This window comes from Burkholderia sp. AW49-1, assembly GCF_053427845.1.
The window spans coordinates 309,045-330,029 of record NZ_JBSAXF010000004.1; the positions used below are offsets into that span (position 1 = coordinate 309,045).

Annotated in this window: 19 protein-coding genes; 16 read left to right on the forward strand and 3 right to left on the reverse strand. The window is 68.7% G+C overall.

Features of this window, described 5'->3' with window-relative positions:
* The first annotated feature begins 50 nt into the window (after positions 1-50).
* Entirely contained in the window at positions 51-1,766 is a 1,716-nt protein-coding gene (treA, locus tag ACV22W_RS09755) for an alpha,alpha-trehalase TreA (protein ID WP_448018960.1), read from the forward strand.
* 91 nt (positions 1,767-1,857) lie between these two features.
* Here the strand turns inward: treA and ACV22W_RS09760 are convergent, their stop codons facing one another.
* Both ACV22W_RS09760 and ACV22W_RS09765 read right to left on the reverse strand, forming a co-directional pair.
* Positions 1,858-3,342, reverse strand: a complete 1,485-nt coding sequence (locus ACV22W_RS09760; protein WP_448018961.1) for a carbohydrate porin — start codon at positions 3,340-3,342, stop codon at positions 1,858-1,860.
* Positions 3,343-3,449: 107 nt separating this feature from the next.
* Positions 3,450-3,719 (reverse strand): hypothetical protein, encoded by a 270-nt coding sequence (locus ACV22W_RS09765; protein ID WP_448018962.1) that lies wholly within the window; start codon positions 3,717-3,719, stop codon positions 3,450-3,452.
* Positions 3,720-4,783: 1,064 nt separating this feature from the next.
* On the opposite strand from ACV22W_RS09765, the gene ACV22W_RS09770 reads away from it, so the two are divergent.
* Both ACV22W_RS09770 and ACV22W_RS09775 read left to right on the forward strand, forming a co-directional pair.
* On the forward strand, positions 4,784-4,921 hold the full coding sequence (locus tag ACV22W_RS09770; RefSeq protein WP_170296434.1) for a hypothetical protein: 138 nt from the start codon (positions 4,784-4,786) through the stop codon (positions 4,919-4,921).
* Positions 4,922-5,025: 104 nt separating this feature from the next.
* A complete protein-coding gene (locus ACV22W_RS09775; RefSeq protein WP_448018963.1) occupies positions 5,026-6,672 on the forward strand; it encodes an NRAMP family divalent metal transporter in 1,647 nt (548 codons plus the stop codon).
* 83 nt (positions 6,673-6,755) lie between these two features.
* Here ACV22W_RS09775 and ACV22W_RS09780 read toward each other — a convergent pair whose 3' ends face one another.
* Positions 6,756-7,661, reverse strand: a complete 906-nt coding sequence (locus ACV22W_RS09780; protein ID WP_448018964.1) for a helix-turn-helix transcriptional regulator — start codon at positions 7,659-7,661, stop codon at positions 6,756-6,758.
* Positions 7,662-7,940: 279 nt separating this feature from the next.
* On the opposite strand from ACV22W_RS09780, the gene ACV22W_RS09785 reads away from it, so the two are divergent.
* The 13 genes from ACV22W_RS09785 to sctT all read left to right on the forward strand — a co-directional run bounded on the left by ACV22W_RS09785 (position 7,941) and on the right by sctT (position 20,979).
* The gene (locus ACV22W_RS09785; RefSeq protein WP_448018965.1) at positions 7,941-8,774 is read left to right on the forward strand and encodes a helix-turn-helix transcriptional regulator; all 834 of its coding nucleotides are present in this window, start codon (positions 7,941-7,943) and stop codon (positions 8,772-8,774) included.
* Positions 8,775-9,012: 238 nt separating this feature from the next.
* The gene (gene sctV, locus ACV22W_RS09790) at positions 9,013-11,226 is read left to right on the forward strand and encodes a type III secretion system export apparatus subunit SctV (protein WP_448018966.1); all 2,214 of its coding nucleotides are present in this window, start codon (positions 9,013-9,015) and stop codon (positions 11,224-11,226) included.
* Entirely contained in the window at positions 11,223-11,501 is a 279-nt protein-coding gene (gene sctS / locus ACV22W_RS09795) for a type III secretion system export apparatus subunit SctS (protein ID WP_006751731.1), read from the forward strand. Before sctV ends, sctS begins: the two co-directional genes overlap by 4 nt.
* Positions 11,501-13,540 (forward strand): type III secretion system outer membrane ring subunit SctC, encoded by a 2,040-nt coding sequence (gene sctC, locus ACV22W_RS09800; RefSeq protein ID WP_448018967.1) that lies wholly within the window; start codon positions 11,501-11,503, stop codon positions 13,538-13,540. The genes sctS and sctC overlap by 1 nt, the downstream gene beginning before the upstream one ends.
* Entirely contained in the window at positions 13,521-14,876 is a 1,356-nt protein-coding gene (sctD, locus tag ACV22W_RS09805; protein WP_448018968.1) for a type III secretion system inner membrane ring subunit SctD, read from the forward strand. Before sctC ends, sctD begins: the two co-directional genes overlap by 20 nt.
* Positions 14,877-15,027: 151 nt before the next feature.
* Positions 15,028-15,237: a hypothetical protein gene (locus ACV22W_RS09810; RefSeq protein ID WP_044847609.1), complete on the forward strand. Its 210-nt coding sequence runs from the start codon at positions 15,028-15,030 to the stop codon at positions 15,235-15,237.
* Between the two features lie 124 nt (positions 15,238-15,361).
* Entirely contained in the window at positions 15,362-15,850 is a 489-nt protein-coding gene (locus ACV22W_RS09815; protein WP_448018969.1) for a hypothetical protein, read from the forward strand.
* A 53-nt stretch (positions 15,851-15,903) separates the two neighbouring features.
* On the forward strand, positions 15,904-16,788 hold the full coding sequence (sctJ, locus tag ACV22W_RS09820) for a type III secretion system inner membrane ring lipoprotein SctJ (RefSeq protein WP_175911603.1): 885 nt from the start codon (positions 15,904-15,906) through the stop codon (positions 16,786-16,788).
* Positions 16,785-17,525, forward strand: coding sequence for a SctK family type III secretion system sorting platform protein (locus ACV22W_RS09825; RefSeq protein WP_448018970.1), 741 nt, complete (start codon positions 16,785-16,787; stop codon positions 17,523-17,525). The genes sctJ and ACV22W_RS09825 overlap by 4 nt, the downstream gene beginning before the upstream one ends.
* On the forward strand, positions 17,507-18,136 hold the full coding sequence (gene sctL, locus ACV22W_RS09830) for a type III secretion system stator protein SctL (RefSeq protein ID WP_059526757.1): 630 nt from the start codon (positions 17,507-17,509) through the stop codon (positions 18,134-18,136). Before ACV22W_RS09825 ends, sctL begins: the two co-directional genes overlap by 19 nt.
* On the forward strand, positions 18,133-19,518 hold the full coding sequence (sctN, locus tag ACV22W_RS09835; protein WP_448018971.1) for a type III secretion system ATPase SctN: 1,386 nt from the start codon (positions 18,133-18,135) through the stop codon (positions 19,516-19,518). The genes sctL and sctN overlap by 4 nt, the downstream gene beginning before the upstream one ends.
* Positions 19,511-20,176, forward strand: a complete 666-nt coding sequence (locus ACV22W_RS09840) for a hypothetical protein (RefSeq protein WP_448018972.1) — start codon at positions 19,511-19,513, stop codon at positions 20,174-20,176. Before sctN ends, ACV22W_RS09840 begins: the two co-directional genes overlap by 8 nt.
* Positions 20,170-20,979, forward strand: coding sequence for a type III secretion system export apparatus subunit SctT (sctT, locus tag ACV22W_RS09845; RefSeq protein ID WP_448018973.1), 810 nt, complete (start codon positions 20,170-20,172; stop codon positions 20,977-20,979). Before ACV22W_RS09840 ends, sctT begins: the two co-directional genes overlap by 7 nt.
* The last annotated feature ends 6 nt before the right edge of the window (positions 20,980-20,985 follow it).

The following is a 20,985-nucleotide window of genomic DNA, read 5'->3' on the forward strand; positions in this document are numbered from 1 at the left end:
CGAACGAGACCCCTGCCGAACCATTCGTCATCGAAAGGAGGGGACACGTCATGACGCCACGTCGTGCCGCATCGACCGCATCGCATCCTGCCTCGCATCCGTCCGTTCCCGCGCCGCGTCCGCGCTGGGCCGCCGTCCTCGCCGTCGCTTACCTCGCCGTCGCCGGTTGCGCGGCGCAGGCCGACAGCGCAAATCAGGCCGCCATGCAGGCGGGCAGCCAGTCCGCCGCGCCCGCCACGGCGACGCTCGCGAGCCCGGCTTCCGGCGCCTTGCTGCCGCCACCGAGCCAGCTCTACGGCGACCTGTTCGTCGCGGTGCAGACGGCGCAAATCTATCCCGACCAGAAGACCTTCGTCGACGCGACGCCCAACACCGATCCGGCGACGATCGTACAGTTGTATCAGCAACAGAAGTCGCAGCCTGGCTTCTCGCTGAAGGCGTTCGTCGACCAGCACTTCACGCCGCCGCCGGAAGGCGGGGTCACGCCGCCCGCGAACCAGACGCTGCGCCAGCACATCGACTGGCTGTGGCCGCAGCTCACGCGCACCAGCATGACGGTGCCGCCGTACAGCTCGCTGATCGCGATGCCGAAGCCGTACGTGGTGCCGGGCGGCCGCTTCCGCGAAGGCTACTACTGGGATACCTATTTCACGATGCTCGGGCTGCAGGTGTCGGGGCGCGAGGATCTCGTCGACGACATGCTCGACAACTTCGCGTATCTGATCGATACGATCGGCCACATCCCGAACGGCAACCGCACGTATTACGCGAGCCGCTCGCAGCCGCCGTTCTTCGCCTACATGGTCACGCTCGCCGCGCAGGCCGAAGGCGACAAGGTCTACCAGAAATACCTGCCGGCGCTGCGCAAGGAGCATGCGTACTGGATGCAGGGCGAAACCACGACGCCGCGCGGGCAGGCGGCGCGCAACGTGGTCGCGATGCCGGACGGCGCGGTGCTGAACCGCTACTGGGACGCGAGCGACACGCCGCGCGACGAGTCGTATCTCGAGGACGTTACGACCGCGAAGGCGGTGCCGAATCGTCCCGCGAACGAGGTGTACCGCGACCTGCGCGCGGGCGCCGAAAGCGGCTGGGACTACAGCTCGCGCTGGTTCGGCGACGGCAAGACGCTCGCGACGATCCGCACGACGTCGATCGTGCCGGTCGACCTGAACAGCCTGATGTTCCATCTCGAGACGACGATCGTGAAGGGCTGCGCGGTCACGCGCGACATCGCATGCGTGGCGGATTTTTCCGGACGTGCGGCGCGGCGCGCGGCGGCGATCAACCACTATCTGTGGAATCGCCGCGGCTATTACGGCGACTACGACTGGCAGTTGCGCAAGCCGCGCGACGGCGTGACGGCCGCCGCGCTGTATCCGCTGTTCGCGGGCGTCGCATGGCCCGAACGCGCAAAGGCGACCGCGCGCGAGGTGCGCAAGACGCTGCTGCAACCGGGCGGCCTCGCGACGACGACCGAGAACACCGGCCAGCAATGGGATGCGCCGAACGGCTGGGCGCCGCTGCAGTGGATCGCGATCGACGGGCTGCGCCGCTACGGCGAACCGGCGCTCGCGAAGGACATCGGCACGCGCTTCCTGGCCGACGTGAAGCATGTGTATGCAACCGAAGGCAAGCTCGTCGAGAAGTACGTGGTCGAAGGGGCTGGCGCGGGCGGTGGCGGTGGCGGCGAATATCCGCTGCAGGACGGCTTCGGCTGGACCAACGGCGTCACGCTGAAACTGCTCGGGCTGTATGGCGAGTGACGGGCCGCATGCGTTGCATGCAGGCACGTAAACGGACACGGGCCGGATCGCCGCGCGCGCGGCAGTCCGGCCCGTGTCGCATGCGCGGGTGTCAGAACGTGATCGTCGTGCGCACGCCGACCACCGTTTCGTCGCCGATGCGCGCGCCGGCCGCGTTCGGGTTCGGGATGCCGCCGCCTGGCCGGAAGAAGTGTTGCACGTCGGCCTGCAGTTGCCACCACGGCGCGAGCTGGTACTGATAGGTCGCCTCGATCACCGTTTCCGCGCGACGCACCGGATAGCCGGGCGTCGTGTACGTGCCGGTGTCGCCGTCGAGCGCACGTGCATGCGGGCCGATCTTCGCGTAGCCGATCGCGATGCCGGCCGTATCGTCGTCGCGGCCCTTGAACGGCGCCTTGAGCGTCACGCCCGCATTCGCCGCGAAATCGACGATGTTGCGATCGCCCGGCGCGCCCATCACGCGCGCGAACACGCCGACCGAACGCGGGCTGTCCGCCGACGGCCGCCACACCATCTGATCCGCGACCGCATAGAAACCGTAGTTGCCGCGATGCGTGGCGGGGATGCCGTTGCTGGCCGGATTCGCGAGCGACAACCCGTCGGTGCCGAGGCGCGGATCGTTCGTGTGCTGCGACTGATACCAGAAGCCGAGCTTGTACGTGCCCGGCAGGCCGGCCGGTTGCGGCGCCTTCGGGTCGGCCGGCGGCGCGTTCAGCGCGTACTGGAGTTCGCCGATCACGAATGCGCCGCTGCGCAGGTTGAAGTTGGTGCCGTGCGCGTTCAGCACCTGCGCGTCGCCGTCGCTGCGGCCGGCCGGGTTGCCGTCGAACACGCCGACCATCGCGGTCCACGCGTCGGCCGGCTTCACGCGCAGCCGCACGCCGAGCGACGACAGCGGATACGCGGGGCCGCCGGACGGCAGGTCGGTCGACGGCAGCACGGGCCAGCCGAACGTCGCGTTCACGAACGTCGCCGCGTACTGGCTCACCATGAATTCCTGGTCGACGCTCTGCTGGCCGACCCGCACGTCGGCCTTGCCGGCGAGGAACACCTGCTGGTACCAGAGCTCCCACAGCCGCGTGGTCGAATTCGCCTCGATGCCGGTCGCGGTCTGCAGCGTCTGCAAATAGCGCTGCGTGAGGTTGGTGCCATGGATCTGCAGCGCCGACACGTTGAACGTGCCGCCCGGCAGCCCGATCGCCTTTTCCGTATCGACGTTGAAGCCGAATTGCGTGAGGCCCTGATAGGCACCGCCGCGCTGCGTGCCGCCCGCGGCGTTGTACAGGTATTCGCTGGTTTCCTGCAGATTCAGCGTGACGCCGTGATCGCCGAGCACGTCGCGCAGGCCGCCCATGTTGCCGAACAGGTTCGAGCGCTCCCGGAAACCGGTGGACGCGGGCGCGGCAGCATCGGCGGTCGGTGCGGGGGCGGCGTCGCTGACGCCGGGCGCCGGCTCGGCCGCGACGGCCGGCGGCGACGATTGCGCGAACGCGGGCGCGGCGGCGAGCGACAACAGCAACGCGGCGAGCGCATCGAGGCGCAGTGTACGCGGTGCGGATTCGAAGCGATTCTTCATGCGGGCTCCGTTGTTTGATTGATTAGCTTGACTGAAGAAATGGAAACGTGAAGCGATGGCGCAGGTACAGGCGGCGCGCAGGCATGAGGCGCGTTCCGCATCGCCGGTCATGGCAGCCAGCCCCCGATCCGCCATACGTGCGCGAAGCCGAGGCGCGACGCGGCCGTGCAGAGCAGCGCGACGAGCGCGATGGCGGCCGCCATCGCACCGACCAGCACGCAGTCGAGCGGGCGCGGTGCTTCCGGCAAGTGCGCGAGGGCGCTGCCGCGCCAGTTGCCGAACGCGTGGACGAGCGGCGAAACAGCCGAAACCAACGAGCGGTCGGACGCGACGTGGATGAGTCGCTTGAGTCCGGCTGCGAACGATTGAAAGAACATGACGACCCTCCGTCCGGTCCGGCGCATGCCGGACGACGTGATCGAGCGCGGGTGCGCGACGCGACCTGCGATCGGCGGTTGGAACGTAACGGAGCGTGCGACGGACGGGCCGACTATGCCGGCACCGGGGGAAGCGCGCTAACCCGACGAATGCGAGCTAGCGGCGAATGACATGCGTCTGGCTGCTATCTCGCGATGGCTTGGCCGGCCTGGACCGGCATCGAACTGCAACTGGAGCATGCGTCCACGAAGGGACTCCCTTGATGAATTGGGGCGGATTGTAGTCGCGAGCTTTGCTGCGGTGCAAGCAAAAAAGCAGCGGCGTTGCGCGTATTGCACCGGCAGCGCCACCGCGCGCGGGCCGGCCGACGCCCGGCACGACCGCCCGCCGGCGGCACGCGGCGACTGTTGCTCGCACGCATCGGCGGCGCGTGCCGTGCGACGCATTGAAAGGTTGCGGCGCGTCATTCCGGGCGCGAATCTTTCAGCGTGTAGGGGACGGAAAAAAATGTCCCCGGAGGGCGTGCCAGAGGGTTGACTTCCGTTTCGGCCGGTCCATAGAATCCGGCATCTTCACTCTTGGGGCCGCCGCCTTGGACGCCTGCAGTAGTCGATCTTCGAACGAAATTTCCGCCTGAGCGACCGACGTCCGCGCCTCATCGAAGCCGCCGTTTGTCATCCAGGCAAACGGTGCGCGCAGCAGTATTCCGCAGCAACTCCCTACGTGCACCCTGATTCGCGCCGGTTAGCGTGATGCGTTTGCGCATGCGCCATCCGGTTTCGCCGCCGCCCGGCGCGCGGCCGCGTTCGCGCATGCGCTTCGCATGCCACGAACGATGGCCCGCGCCGGACGGCGGTCAATCGTGTTCTCCGGAACATCGCACAGGAGCCGCCGTGAACGACAGTGACAGTTGTCCCTTATGCCCGTTGCACCAACAGACCCTTTTGAACCCGGGTCGCAGGGACATGCCGGCCGACTAGCCTGACACGTCGTTCAGGCCCCGGACTGGCCCCGCGCCCACCAAGCGGCCGGCACGCATGCCGTTGCCGCCAGGAGCCAGACCATGAACTTCGGCCTTCTGCTGTCGAATCTCCCGCACGTCACGGAATCGCGTCCGCATTACGACGCGATGCTGACGCTCGACGCCCGTCCGCGGGTGTTCTCCCGTTTGCTGAACCAGCTGAAATCGTTGATCCGCTGAAGAAGCGCCGAGCGCGTCTCGGCATGCGCGCGCGGCCTCGTTCCGCGCGCGTATTCCAAGGCCACACGCTTGCCGGATAAGAAACCAGCCGTACGGAATTCATCATGTCCACGCCATCGAACGTCTCTCCACCGATCGCCGTCGAACGCAGCGCCGTGCTCGACGAAGCCCACCTGGGCGACATCCGCGGCGCGCTCGGCACCATCGCGCATCACGACACCGCCGCGCGCGGTACGTGGTGGGCGCGCCTGCGCACGCTGCTCGCGATCATCGGCCCCGGCCTGATCGTGATGGTCGGCGACAACGACGCCGGCGCATTCGGCACCTATACGCAGGCCGGCCAGAACTACGGCACGACGCTGCTGTGGACGCTGCTGCTGCTCGTGCCGGTGCTGTACGTGAACCAGGAGATGGTGCTGCGCCTCGGCGCGGTCACCGGTGTCGGCCACGCGCGCCTGATCTTCGAGCGCTTCGGCAAGTTCTGGGGTGCGTTCAGCGTGATCGACCTGTTCCTGCTCAATGCGCTGACGATCGTCACCGAGTTCATCGGCATCACGTTCGTGCTGGCTTTCTTCGGGCTCCCGAAGGTTGCGGGCGTCTGCGTGGCGGCCGCGTTGACGATGGCGGCGGTGAGTACCGGCGACTTCCGGCGCTTCGAGCGGTTCGCGATCGTGCTGTGCGTGATGAGCCTGCTGCTCGTGCCGGTGCTCGTGTCGATCCACCCGCCGGTGGCGCAGATGTCGCGCGACTTCTTCGTGCCGAACTGGCCCGCGCACGCGAAGCTGTCCGACGTGATGCTGCTCGTGATCGGCATCGTCGGCACGACGGTCGCACCATGGCAGCTGTTCTTCCAGCAGAGCTACGTGATCGACAAGCGCATCACGCCGCGCTTCATGAAGTACGAAAAGGTCGACCTGTGGATCGGCATCGCGTTCGTGCTGATCGGCGCGGTCGCGATGATCGGCTTCAGCGCCGCGCTGTTCGGCGGCCATCCGGAAGCCGGCGGCTTCACCGACGCGGGGGGCGTGATCGCGGGCCTCGAGAAATACGCGGGCCGCACGAGCGCGACGCTCTTCGCGGTCGCGCTGCTCGACGCGTGCATCATCGGCGCGGCGGCGGTGTCGCTGTCGACTGCGTACGCGATCGGCGACGTGTTCAAGATCCGCCATTCGCTGCATCGCGGCGTGTCCGATGCGAAGGGCTTCTATCTCGTCTATTTCGGCATCGTCGCGGCGGCTGCCGCGCTCGTGCTGATTCCGGGCAGCCCGCTCGGCCTGCTGACCGAAGCGGTGCAGACGCTCGCCGGCGTGCTGCTGCCGAGCGCGACCGTGTTCCTGCTCGTGCTCTGCAACGATCGCCAGGTGCTTGGGCCCTGGGTCAACTCGACGAAGCTCAACGTGTTCACGGGCGCGGTGATCTGGGTGCTCGTGCTGCTGTCGATCATCCTGACCGCATCGGTGATGTATCCGGACATCAGCGGCGAAGCGATCGTCGACGTGCTGGTCGGCGGCACCGTGCTCGCGATCGCCGGTTATCTCGCGACGGTGCTGATTCGCCGCAACAAGCGTGTCGTCGAGCCGGGCATCGATCGCGCGCTGCGCGAAACATGGCGCATGCCGCCGCTCGATTCTCTCGAACCGCAGCACATGACGGTCGCGACGCGGGTCTGGATGGCCGTGCTGCGCGGCTATCTGGTGATCGCCGTCGGCCTCGTGATCGTCAAGGTCGTGCAGATGACGCTGCTGAAGTAACGCCGTACGGCGTGATCGTCAGGTGTACGGACATGCCGGCCCGCGCGGCCGGCATGTCCGTTTACGCGGGTTCGTCGCGCGCGTCAGATCAGCTCGAGCTTCGACGTCAGGTACGTGAGCTGGATCCGGTTCGCGACGCCGAAGCGTTTGCGCAGCTTGCGCAGGTGATAGTCGACGTTGTGCGCGCTGGTGTCGAGGCGCCGGCCGATCTCCTTGTCCGACGCGCCTTCCGCGATGCCCAGCAGCAGTTCCTGTTCGAACGGCGTGAGCCCGTTCACCGCGCGTTCGCGCGACGTCGCGATCAGTTGCGGCGACGCGAACTTGTGCACCGACAGCCCGATCGACAGCGCCTGCTCGATCGTCGCCGGTGTAATCCACTCGCGCGTGCGGCGCGGCGCGGTGAAGCTCATGAACGCGTGCAGCCGCGTGCCGGGCACGGCCATCGAATACATGATGCCGCTGCACATGCCGTCGTCCTGCATCGTCTGCAGGAAACCGTCGAGCGCCGCCGGCGTCACGCACGGGTCGTCGTCGCGTTCGCGATGTTCGCGGCGCAATTGCTGCAGGTCCCACACGATCGGCATGTTGCATACGCGCGCGCCGAGCGTGCGCGGATCGATGTCGTGATGGTTGTGCCGCACGTAGTCGCCGCGATAGGTGGTCGGCGTGAACGCCTCGTGCAGGTAGAGACTTTCGACGCGCTCCCGCGAGAATTCGAGCGCGAAATAGGCGAACGTCGAGAAGCCCGTCAGGTGCAGCAGGCTTGCGACGATCCGGTTGCGTTCGGCGGTGCTCTGCGCGTGCGCGAGCGTATCGGCGACGCCGAGCTTCGGCGCGTGCGGCTGCACGATGTCGCCGCGCTTGACGTCGTCGCACCAGACGACCTGCACCGGACGCTCTCTCGACGCATCGGTGCAGGTGGTCGTCCGTCGCGACGGACGGGACAACGTTGGGGCGACCGCTTCTTCTTGCAATGCAATATCGGACATGTGCCATCCCTCGGAATCGACGCGCATCGCGGGGCGGCAGCCGTGTCGTGCACGGCGCTCGCGACGATGCGATCGAGCATCTTTATGATATGCGCCGATCGTCATCCAGACGAAACGCGGGGGCATTGTACAAAAATGCCTGTGTGCGCGTAATATGCCGTAATACTAATTCGGGCGAAAGGTTCATATTCGCACCGGTATAGAGACAGCCAGAAAAACATAAAGAAAAGACCAGATCGTGACGGGGCAGGTTCACATATTGGGAAAGGTGGGCTCCTCATGACATATGCTGACGACGCGCCACGCGTCGAGTGGTTCTCTCAAGCCGATATCGCGGCCGCGGCCGCTTATTCGAAAGAAATTCATGCAATCGAGCGTGACGTTTTTACCGGCATTCAAATCGCGCCCGGTAAATCCGACCTCGCTCCTGTCGATTTCGCCCAATGCCATGCCCGATTGCGTCAAATCGGTTTCAGCACGCTTGGATACGGCGCGTATGAAATGATCGGGCGGCGCATCCTGTGTGCGCACCTGCTGCGCGACCTCGCGCCCGCGACGTTCATGCAGCCGTATATCGAGGGCATGCTCTACGAGAGCGACCCGCGTTTCGCGCAGGTGCGGCAAAGCGGCTTTCCCGTCGCGTGGCGGCTCGACGAAATCGAGTCGGCCGCGCACGGCAGCGGAGATCGCAAGGTGCTCGCGCTGGCCGGCCATCTGCGTGCGCATGCAATGAACAGCGGCGTGATCTTCAGCCTGTCGGCGCCGCGGCTCGACCTGCGTGTCGCGGTGAACGTGACGTCGGAAGCGCACGGCACCGAGTGGATCGACGATCGCGTGATCGGTGGCGCGCTGTCGGTGAGCCTCGCCGTGCATCGCGTCGCGCTGCCGTTTCTCGAGGCGCGCATCGCGCGCATGCGCGGCTTCGCGCTCGGCGACGAGCAGCAGCAGGTGCTCGAGCGCCTCGTGCGCGGGCTGTCCGACCAGGAGATCGCGAGCGCGCTGCGCACGTCGCTGCACAAGGTCGGTCACCATATCCGTTCGCTCGAAAAACTCTTCAACGTCCAGAATCGCGCGCAGCTCGCGTATCTCGCCGCACGCCGTCTGGAGTCCTGACCCTGTCTGCGCGCGTGGCGTCCGCCGCGCGATGGAAGCGGTTCCGGCGATGCGCGCGAGCAGGCGCCGCCGGGTTTCGTAGTCGGATTCGATCGTCACCGGAAAACCGCCGCGCCGCTACGAGGCGCATCCCTTTTTGCGGGGTGCCGCGTCGCTACACTCGTCCCATTCAACGGTCCGCGCGACACGGGGCATGACCGCCCGTGCCCGCCGGCGACAACGACAGGACGACGGCACGATGGCAGAACCGAAGGCGCTCCCTCGCGACTGGCAGCGGATCTTTTCCGCCGGCCGCAGCGTGTCCGGGCGACGTCTCGGGGCATCGCCGCGCGCCGACCTGTTTCTTGCCGCGTTCATCGTGTCGGTGGTCGCGCTGTTCATCCTGCCGCTGCCGCAAGCGGCGCTCGACGGGATGATCTCGCTGAACCTCGCCGCGAGCGTCGTGCTGCTGACGGTGTCGACCTACGTGCCTTCGGCGGTCAGCTTCTCGTCGTTTCCCGCGCTGCTGCTGTTCACGACGCTGTTCCGGCTCGCGCTGAACATCGCGTCGTGCAAGCTGATCCTGCTGCACGCGAACGCGGGCCACGTGATCGACGCGTTCGGCCGGCTCGTGGTCGGCAACAACGTCGTGGTGGGCGGCGTGGTGTTCCTCGTGATCGCCGTCGTGCAGTTCATCGTGATCGCGAAGGGTTCCGAGCGGGTCGCCGAAGTCGGCGCGCGCTTCTCGCTCGACGCGATGCCGGGCAAGCAGATGAGCATCGACGCGGACCTGCGCGCGGGGATCATCAGCGCCGACGAAGCGCGCGAGCGTCGCGAGAAGCTCGAACAGGAATCGCAGATGCATGGCGCGATGGACGGCGCGATGAAGTTCGTGAAGGGCGACGCGATCGCGGGCCTCGTGATCGCCTTCATCAACATCGTCGCGGGCATCGCGGTTGGCACGCTGATGCACGGCATGAACATCGGCGAGGCGCTGCAACGTTACGCGATCCTGACGGTCGGCGACGGGATGGCGTCGCAGATCCCGTCGCTGCTGGTGTCGATCGCAGCCGGCATCGTGACGACGCGCGTCGCGACGCGCGACACGCGGCAGCGCCAGCTCGGCGAACAACTGGGCGAGCAGCTCGGCGCGCATCCGCGCGCGCTGCTGATCGCGGCGCTGGTGCTGGCCGGCTTCCTCGTCGTGCCCGGTTTTCCGAAGTGGTCGTTCGCGCTGATCGCGTTCGGCCTCGGCGCGTTCGCATTCACGCAGCTGAAGCGCAAGACGACCGCGCCGAGCTTCAACCTGATTCATATCGCGGGCCGCATCGGCGCGACCGACGACGGCCAGCCCGCGAAGGTGTCGCATGCGGCGGGCGTCACGTCGCTGATCGCGGTGTCGCTGTCGGAAGACCTGCGCGCGACGCTGAACCTCGCGCAGCTGCAGACCGCGCTGTCGAGCGCGAAGGCGCGCGTCGACGCGGATATCGGCACGGTGTTTCCGCGCATCACGCTGAACGACGATGAGGGCGCAGCGGCCGGCACGTACCGGATCTACCTGCAGGACGTGCTCGCGGCGCATGGCGCGCTGAAGCCGGGCTGGCTGCTGTGGGACGGCGTCGCGCCGCTGCCCGAGCGCGCGGAGCGGCAGCCGGCCGAGGCGTTCGGCCCGTTCGCGACCGCGCTGTGGATCAAGCCCGACGGTGCGGCGCCGGACGGCAAGTGGCTGACGAGCGAAGGCGCGCTTGCCGCGCACGTCGAACAGATCGTGCGCCAGCATGCGGACGAACTGCTCGGCATCCAGGAAACGCAGGCGCTCGTGCACCTGGTGCGCCGCGAGCATCCTGAACTCGTCGGCGAGCTGACGCGGCTCGTGCCGCTGCAGCGTGTGACCGAGGTGCTGCGCCGGCTGCTTGCCGAACAGGTGCCGATCCGCAACCTGCGCGTGATTTTCGAAAGCCTGATCACGTGGGCGCCGAACGAGCCCGACGACGTGATCGCGCTTGTCGAGCTGGTGCGCGTCGACCTGCGCCGGATGATCACCGATCGCCATGCGGGCGCGACGCGGCAACTGCGCGTCGTGCTGTTCGAGCAGAACCTGCAGGAGCGGATCGAGAACGCAGTGATGCGCACGAAGCAGGGCAATTTCCTCGCGCTGTCGAGTGCGATCAAGCAGGACATCGGCGAACAGGTGCGCGCGATCGTGCAGGCCGCGACGTCGGCGCAGGCGGCCGGCACAGGTGGCCACGGCAACCCGCAAGGCGCCGCGCGGCTCGCCGTGATGGTCGCGCTCGGCGCGCGCCGCTACGTGAAGACGATCCTGCAGCCGGTGCTGCCCGAACTCGCGGTGCTGTCATACCAGGAGGTCGAGGAGGACGTGCAGCTGCATACGGTCGGCTGGGTGAAGAACCCGCCCGACGACGGCACGCTCGGCGCGGGCGCCGGCGTGCGCGCGCCCGGAGTTGCGCAATGACGAGCTCGACGATCCTCGACCTGACCCGGCAGGCGCTGATGCTGGTGCTGCTGCTGTCGTTGCCGATCGTGCTGATCGCCACCGTCACCGGCCTCGTGGTCGCGATCCTTCAGGCAGTCACGCAGGTGCAGGACGCCAATATCGGCATCGCGGTGCGGCTGATCGCCGTGATGGTCGCGCTCGTGCTGCTGTCCGGCTGGCTCGGCAGCGAGGTGCTGCGCTTCGCGCAGCAGGCGCTTGAACGCATGTTCGTTTCTTCCACAGGAGTGCTTTGATGCGTCGACGCGTCGCCCCGATCCGGTTTCAACCGCGCCGCCTGCAACGGGTCGCGCTCGCCATGTGCGCGACCGCGCTGCTCACGGCATCGCTGTGCATGACGGTCGCGCATCCGGCGCGCGCGGCGGACCTGCGCTGGCGCAACAAGCCGTTCACGATCGTCGCGAACGGCAAGAAGATCGGCGACTTCATTCGCGAGCTCGCATCGTCGCAGGGCGTGACGGCCGTGGTCGACCCGAAGGTCGACGGCGTGATCAGCGGCCGCTTCTCGGGCACGCCGCAGCAGACGCTCGACACGATCTGCTCGACCTACGGGCTCACGTGGTACTACGACGGCTCGTTCCTGTACGTCGATCCGGCCGACCAGTCGCAGACGCAGATGATCCCGATTCCGCCGAATGCGGCCGGCGAGATCGGCCGCGCGCTGCAGGCGATGCAGATTCCCGACAAGCGCTACACGCTCGTGATCAACGATCGCGCGAACAGCGTGTACGTGGCCGGCCCGCGCCGCTACGTGGAGCTCGTGCGGCAGGCGGTCGGCTCGGTCGGCGATCCGTCGGCGAACGGCGCGCATGCGGACATCCGCGCGTTCCGGCTCAGGTACGGCTGGGCGTCCGACTTCACGATCAACCGCTCGGGCAAGGAAGTGACGGTGCCGGGCGTCGCGACGATCCTGCGCCGGCTGTTCGGCAAGGGCGGCGGCACGAGCGAACTGCCGTCGAGCACGCCGCTCGGGCAGGCCGCGCGTCAGGTGAAGCTCGGCTCTGGGCTGACGATCGCGGTGCCGCGGCTCGACTTCCCGGACATGTCCGGCGGCCCGCGCCAGGGCGGCTACGGCGGTGCGGACGGCAGCGCGGGCGGCTTCTCGCCGTTCTCGAGCGGCGGCGGTGGCGACACGCTGCCGCAGATCGTCGCCGATCCGGCGATCAACGCTGTGATCGTGCGGGACCTGCCGGAGAACATGTACCGCTACCAGTCGCTCATCAACCAGCTCGACGAGCGGCCGCGCATCGTCGAGATCAACGTGACGATCATCGACATCAACGAGGATTCGCTCGACAGCCTCGGGATCGACTGGCGTCTGCACACGACGCACGGCGACGTGCAGATCGGCAACGGCCAGAATCCGCTGAACGGCAACACGCAGTTCAACGGCGCCGGCAATCCGCCGCTGACGTTCGGCATCGGCACGTCGGAAACCGGGCAGACCGGCGCCTTCATGCCGACCGGCATCGCGCTGACCGCGTCGATCGGCGGCTCGTTGCGCAACTATCTGCTCACCCGCGTGAACGCGCTCGCGCAGAAGGGGCAGGCGCAGCTGCGCTCGAAGCCGAAGGTACTCGCGCTCGACAACACCGAGGCCATTCTCGAGAATCTTACGCAGTTCTACGTACAGGTGCAGGGCTACCAGGATTCGTCGCTGTACAGCGTGACGACCGGCACCAGCATCAAGGTGACGCCAATGATCGTCGACGAGGCGATCCGCAACGCGGCAGCCATTTCGGGCAACCCGCAGAGCGTGATGATGTCGATCGACATCCAGGACGGCAACATCGTGCCGGGCCAGGCCGTGTCGAACGTGCCGGTGATCCAGCAGCGCAACATCGTCACCAAGACGATGATCGACGAAGGCAAGAGCCTGCTGATCGCGGGCTTCAACGACGACGAGGTGCGGCTGAACAAGAGCGGCGTGCCGTGGCTGTCCGACATCCCGCTGATCGGCAACCTGTTCAAGTACACCGACAAGTCGGGCAACCACATGGAGCGGTTCTATTTGCTGACGCCGCGCGTGGTGACGACCGCGTCGATGTACGCGCCGGACGGCTCGCCGGTGAATCCGGGTGCCGACGGGCCGGCGGGTTCGGACGGCACGTCGATGTATCGCCCGCCGGACAACGACATCGCGGTGCCGCTCACGCCCGCGCCGCTGCCCGGCACGAAGTTCGGCCCGCCCGCGCTGCCGCCGCCGAAGGATTCGGCCGCGCAGCCCGTGGCGACGACCGCAGGAGCGTCCACTCATGTCGACGACCATCATTGATCCGCACGGCGACGGCGCATTGACCGGCGGCGCCGCGGCCGGGTCGACCGCGCTCGCGTCGCCTTGGGACCTGTGCTTCCTCAGCGGGCCGATGTACGGCCGCACGATGTCGCTCGCGCGTGGCGCGAACTGGGTCGGCACCGCGGCCGACTGCGAAGTGATCCTGCCCGATCGCGAGATCGGCGCGAAACAGGTGTGCCTGCAGGTCGGCGCGCTCGCGGTGACGGTGCAGAACCACGGCGGCGACGGCGGAGCGCCCGTGCTGTTCAACGACGAGCCGCTCGGCGCGGGCCGCCGCTCGATGACGCCGCAGGACGTCGTGACGGTTGGCTCGATCAGGCTCGGCATCGCGCGTCATGCGCAGGCGAGCGTCGCGGTGCCCGACGAGGCCGACACGCAGGACGCCGCGCGCGAGGCCGCGTGGCTCGGCTGGCTCACCGGCGGGCTGCGACGTCTCGGCAGCCGGCGGCTCGTGATCGCGGTCGTCGCGCTGTGGATCGGCGTGCTGCTCGGCGCGCTCGGTTACGGCTTCGTCGCGTGGTCGGGGCGCCTGCCGTGGCAGCACGAGTCGGTGCTCGCGCGCACGCACCGGCTGCAGCAGCTGCTGCACGCGTATCCGGAGCTCGCCGTCGCGCCGCGCGACGACGGTGTGATCGTGTCGGGCTACGTGAGCGACCCGGCCGCGCGGGAACGCGTCGCGCAGATCGTCGCGGGCGTCGACAACGCGGCGCTCGGCAACATCTACGTGGTCAGCGATCTCGTCGCGACCGCGCAGACGTATTTCAGCGACACGGCATTGACGGTCACCTATCTCGGCCGCGGCCGGATCGAATTGACGGGCGCGGCCGAGCGCGCGCAGATCGAGCCGCGCATCCGCAACTACATGAAGGATGCGCGTCCGGCGCTCGAGGTGGTCGACCACGTGCGCGACGCCGATGCCGCCGCGCCGCGCACCGCGACGACGCTCGGCGGCGTCGCGGGGATTCCGGAGATCACGACGGTATTCGCGGGCGACGGCGACCAGCGCTACATCGAGACGGCGGACGGCAGCCGCTATTTCGAAGGCGCGCGGCTGAAGGAGGGGCCGACCGTCGTGTCGATCGGTCCGGACGAAGTGGTGTTCGAACGCAATGGCCAGCGCATCACGATGCCGCTCGGCGGCCCGTCCGCGAGCGCGCCCGCGCAGGCGCAGGCGCCGGCGCCGCCCGTGCCGCCGCTCGCGAGCGGCGCGGCGGCCGGCGTCGCGCAGCCGGTGCCGGGGCCGACGCTGTTGCCGGATGCACCGGCGCCGGCGGCCGTTGCGGCCGCCGGCGCATCGAAGGAGGCGGCGCACTAGCGCCGCGACAGGACCTGCGCATCGCGTGTCGCGCGGTGCGCGCATTACGCGACACGCCGCATGCATGCGGCGCGTCACGTCGCAGGCGGGGCATGGGGCCGCCGCCGGAAGCGGGAAGCAGTTCACTGACGTACACGCAAAGGAGCGAAACATGAGTACCCCCCCGACTGGTGCCAACAACACGCAACAGGTCCAGCAGCAGGCGGACGACCTGACCAAGACGCAGCTCGAACTGACGAAGATCAACTTCCAGGTCCAGCAGTCGACCGCGACGTTCGAAACCAGCAACGCAGTAACCGCGCAGGAAGGGACGGCGAACGCCCAGGTTGCGCAACACCTGAGTTCCGCCGGCCGCGCATGAAGCCGGTCGCCGGCCGCGCCGCGCGACGCCACATGCCCGGGCCGCCCATGACGGGCGCCCGGCGGGGCGTGTGCGCGTGCCGGCCGGCTCGTTTCCGGCTCTGCCGGTCAAGGAGGACACGATCATGTCGGTAACAGGCGTAGGCGCGGCGCCGCCGGGCGCGGCCGCGCTCGCGGGCGCCGTGCAGCAGGCGGGCACGGCGTCCGATCCGGCGCAGGTGCGCCAGTTCGATGCGTTGATGCAGCCGGGTGCGTCCGCGGCGTCGCCGTCGCCGTCGGCATCGGGCGTCGCGATGTCACGCGCGCCGGTCGATGCGGCGCCGGCGGTGCAGATGACGCCGGCGACACCCGCGCAGGCGAATCATTCGTCGCTGGTCGAGCGGTTGCGCACGTACGGCAACGATCTCGACACGCGGTACGCGAACATCGACAAGCATCGCACCGAGATGCTGACGTCGATGGCGGACAACCGCAGCGATCCGCTGATGACGATGGTGAAGGCGATGGATTTCCAGTGGACGGCGACCACCACGATTTCCGAATACCAGTTGAGCCTGTCGGTCGCGCAGGCGGCGAACGGCTTCACGCACACGGTGCTGAAGACGCAGGAGTGACGAAGGCCGGTGCGTGTGCCTGAAGCGGCCGCGCGCCCTGAAGCGGACAAACGATGACGACGATCGATTCGACGCCGCGCATGCATGCGTGGCGCAGCCGGGCAGCGCGAGCGCTGCTCGCGGGACTGCTCGCGCTGCTGGCCGGCTGCCAGAAGGAGCTGTATTCCGGCCTGTCGGAGCGCGACGCGAACCAGATGGTCGCCGTGCTCGGCGATGCGGGCATCAGCGCGTCGAAGGACAACGACGCGCGCGACACGTCGGATCGCAACGCATGGCAGGTGAGCGTCGCGGACGGCGACATGCAGTCGGCGCTTACCGTGCTGCAGGCGAACGGGCTGCCGAAGCCGAGCTATGCGAGTCTCGGCGAGCTGTTCCAGAAGCAGGGGCTCGTGTCGACGCCGGCCGAGGAGCGCGTGCGCTACCTGTACGGCGTGTCGCAGGACCTGTCGCGCACGCTCCAGGACATCGAGGGCGTGGTGGTCGCGCGCGTGCAGGTCGTGATTCCGGAGAACGATCCGCTCGCGGACAAGATCAAGCCGTCGTCGGCGGCCGTGTACATCCGCTACCGGCCCGGCGTGGACCTGCGCGCGATGGCGCCGATGGTCAAGGATCTCGTCGCGCACAGCATCGAAGGGCTGCAGTACGACAACGTGTCGCTGTTCCTGCAGCCGGCCGCCGCGCGCACGACGCGCGTGGACGGCATCGGCAGTGCGGTGTCGGACGTCCTGCGGCTGCGCTCGCCGCTCGGCTGGCTCGTGTTCGCGCTGATCCTGCTAACCTGCGCCGTGATCGCGCTGTCGGCCGCGCGTCGCGGGATGTTCGGCGCCCGGCTGGCCGGGCTGGTCGGCACGCCGCGCGGTGCGAACGGGGCCGGCGGTGCGTCCGCGTCGTCGGGCGGCGGCCTGCGCACGCCGGACGGCGCGCGCGACGGCGCATGAGCGAACACGCCGCGCTGCCGCCGGGTGCCAGGCCCGATGCCGCGCCGCTGCCGTGGCTGCAACCGCTCGCGCCGCCGCCTCCCGCGCGGCTCGCGGCGTTTCACGCGCTCGTCTGCGAATTCAACCTGCGGCCCGACCGCTATCTGCACGTGACGCGCGTGCCGGCCGAGTGGCCCGCGCGCTATCGCTCGCCCGACGCGTTCGGCCCGGCCGGCCGCAAGCTGCTTGCACGCCATCTGCTCGACGCGAACGACGTGGCCGCGCATCACGACTTCGACGTCGCCAACCCGTGTGCGCGGCTCGCGCTGCTGCCCGGCGCGGCGCTCGAGCAGCTTGCGTCGTATGCGGGGCTGCTGCTGCATCGCGGCTGGCTGCGCGACGCGCTGACCGTGCGCCGCATTCGCGCGGAAATCGCGGCGAAGCTCGGCGGCGATGCGCTGGAACTCGCGCTCGAGCGCGCGCCGGAATTCGGCGCGCTTACGGACACGCTCGAACCGTGGCGTGCCGATCCGGCCGCGATGCCGGTGGTGATCCGCGCGCGCGGCGGGCGACTGCTCGCGGATTTCATCGGCGTGGCCGGCGACGCCGTCGCGCGGCGCGCGCGCCTGAAATTCAACCGCACGATCGACGACGAAGCGCCGTACTGGCTGAACCGCGCGCAGCGCGACCAGTTCGGCGAATTGCTGTTCCTGTTTCTGATTCCCGAGAGGCTTGCGTCATGGGACTGGCTTTTCTGATCACGAGCGACAACCTGCAGCTGCTGTCGGAGCGCAAGGTGCTCAAGGAGCGCGAATACGCGGCGCTGCTCGACGCGTCCGCGGTGATCGCGACCGCGCGCGACGAGGCCGCGCGCATCGTCGCCGATGCGCAGCGCGAATTCGACAAGCGCCAGGCGGCGGGCTACGACGAAGGCATGCGCCGCGCGCAGCGCGAGCATGCGGCGCAGGCGTACACGCAGGCGCTGGCCGCCGCGCGCACGATGGAGTCGATGAAGGATTCGATGGCCGACATCGTCGTGAAGGCGGTGCGCGCGATCGTCGGCGAGATGGGCACGCAGAAGCTCTACGAGGCTGCGCTCGCGCGGATCGCGCCGCTCGTGCGCGACGAGGCGTTCCTGATCGTGCGGGTCGCGCCGGGCCGCGAGGACGAGATGCGCGACGCGCTCGACCGCGCATTCGCCGGCCAGTCGAATCGGCAACGGATCCGCATTGTCGAGGACGCCCAGCTCGAACGCCACGCGTGCACGGTCGAGACGCCGTCCGGGCGCATCGACGCGAGCCTCGACCTGCAGATCGACGCGCTGCGCCAGGCGATCCGCCGCGATGCGCTGAAGGGCACGTCGCGATGAACACGCCGCTCGACGATCCGCAGTCGTTCGGCGGCGACAGCGACGACGATGCCGCGCCGTTCGATCGCGGCCGCCTCGTCGGCGACCTCGACGCGGGGCTCGCATTTTTCTCGCCAGTGTCGGTGCAGGGCCGCGTCAATCACGCGGTCGGGCAGATCCTCAACGCGACCGGCATCCGCGCGCGGCTCGGCGAGATCTGCGAACTGCGCACGCCGAACCAGCCGACGCTGCTCGCCGAAGTGGTCGGCTTCTCGCGGCAGACCACGCTGCTCACGCCGCTCGGCGACGTGGCCGGGCTGTCGCCGGAGACGACCGTCGTGCCGTCCGGGCGCGAGCACGTGTTCCCGGTCGGCGAAGCGCTGTTCGGCCGCGTGCTCGACGGGCTCGGCCGGCCGCTCGACGATCGCGGGCCCGTGACGGGGGCCGCGTGGGTATCGACGCAGCAGGACCCGCCGAACCCGCTCGCGCGCAAGATGATCGACACGCCGTTTCCGACCGGCGTGCGCGTGATCGACGGCCTGATGACGCTCGGCATCGGCCAGCGCGTCGGCATCTTCGCACCGTCCGGCGTCGGCAAGAGCACGCTGCTCGGGATGATCGCGCGCGGCGCGCAGGCCGACGTGAACGTGATCGCGCTGGTCGGCGAACGCGGCCGCGAAGTGCGCGAGTTCATCGAGCACAGCCTGTCGCCCGAGGTGCGCGCGCGCTCGATCGTCGTCGTGTCGACATCCGATCGTCCCGCGATGGAGCGCGTGAAATCCGCGCTGGTCGCGACCGCGATCGCCGAGCACTTCCGCGATGCCGGCAAGCGCGTGCTGCTGCTGGTCGATTCGCTGACGCGCTTCGCGCGCGCGCAGCGCGAGGTCGGTCTCGCGAGCGGCGAGCCGCCGACGCGGCGCAGCTTCCCGCCGTCGACGTTCGCCGTGCTGCCGCGCCTGCTCGAACGCGCGGGGCAGGGTGCGACCGGATCGATCACCGCGCTGTACACGGTGCTCGTCGAAGGCGATGAGGAATCCGATCCGATCGCCGAGGAAGTGCGCTCGATCCTCGACGGCCACATCGTGCTGTCGCGCAAGATCGCGCTCGCGAACCGCTATCCGGCGATCGACGTGCTCGCGAGCCTGTCGCGCGTGATGCCGCTCGTCGCGAGCCGCGCGCATCAACACTCGGCCGCGCGCGTGCGCGAGCTGATCGCGAAGTACCAGGAGATCGAGCTGCTCGTGCAGATCGGCGAGTACCGAGAAGGCAGCGACCGGCTCGGTGATCTCGCGCTGCGCGCGCGCGATGCGATCGGCGCGTTCTGCGCGCAGGCGTCGCACGAGGACGTGCGTTTCGACGCGCTGCTCGCGAAGCTGACGAAACTCGCGAACGACCATGTCTGAAGCCGACGACCGTCTCGTGCTCGCGACGCTTGCTCGCCTGAAGCGCGTGCGCGAGATGCGCAGCCAGATCGCGCGTGTGGCGGCCGCGCGCCAGCAGGGCATCGCCGCGCAGAGCCGCCGCGCGCTTGATGCCGCGCACGCGCAGCTCGCGCGGCAGGTCGCCGCGAAGGCCGCGATCCAGACGCGGCTCGCCGACGACCTGCGCGAGGCGCGCGCGCTGCAAAACGCCGCGGCCGACACGCGCACGTTCGATCGTCACATCGGCGTCGCGAATGCGTCGGTCAGCGAAGCCGCGCACGTGCACCGCGATCACGAGGCGACGCTCGCGGACCTGCAGCGCGCCGCGCGCAAGGCGAAGGCCGCCGAGGACAAGCTCGACAAGGCTGGCGAGAAGGCATTGCAGGCGCGTGCCGCGCGGGTCGAGCGCGACGCTGACGAAGTTTCGGATGCGCATGCGGTGCGGCGTTTCGCGACAGCCGGCGTCTGGGCGGGCGATGCGCGGGAGCATGCGGCGGGGCAACCGGAGATGGCCGCCGTATTCGATGCGGAGATGGTGTCGCGGCCGGCGGATGCGGATGCGACGGCCGCGGCCGACACCGCCGACTCGACCGCTGCCGACGCTGCAACCCCTCCCGCCGCCGCGGACCGCCGATGCTAGACCACGCCGCGAATTTCAACGACATCGCCGGCACGCTGCGACCGCTGCTCTACGTGATGCCGCGCCTGTTGCCGATCATGTTCGTCGTACCCGTGTTCAACGAGCAGATCGTCACGGGCCTCGTGCGCAACGGAATCGCGGTGGTGATCGCCGCGTTCGTCGCACCGGTGATCGACCCGGCGCAGGTCGCCGCGCTGCCGTTCCTGATGTGGTGCCTGCTCGTCGCGAAGGAGGCGGTGGTCGGCATGCTGCTCGCAGGCGCGTTCAGCGCGGTGCTGTTCGCGATCCAGGGCGTCGGCTACCTGATCGATTTCCAGACCGGCAGCGGCAGCGCCGCGTTCTTCGATCCGATGGGCGGGCACGAGGGTGGCCCGACGTCGGGATTCCTCAATTTCGTCGCGATCGCGCTGTTCGTCACCGCGGGCGGCCTGCAGGTGCTGGTGCAACTGTTCGCGCAGTCGTATGCGTGGTGGCCGATCGGCTCGCTCGGCCCCGATTTCTCGTCGATGCTGGAGACCTTCGTCGTGCGGCAGACCGACACGATCTTCGAATGGATGGTGAAGCTCGCGGCGCCCGTCATCATCGTGCTTGTGCTCGTCGAGCTCGGCATCGGTCTCGTCGGGCGCGCGGTGCCGCAACTGAACATCTTCGTGTTCGCGCAGCCGGTGAAGAGCGCGCTCGCGGTGCTGATGATGGTGCTGTTCCTGCCGGTGGTGTACGCGTCGCTGCATGCGCTGCTGAGCCCCGACAGCGGGCTGATGGCGCTGTTGCGCGCGCTGTTCGCCGCGCACGGCGGCGCGTGACGGCCC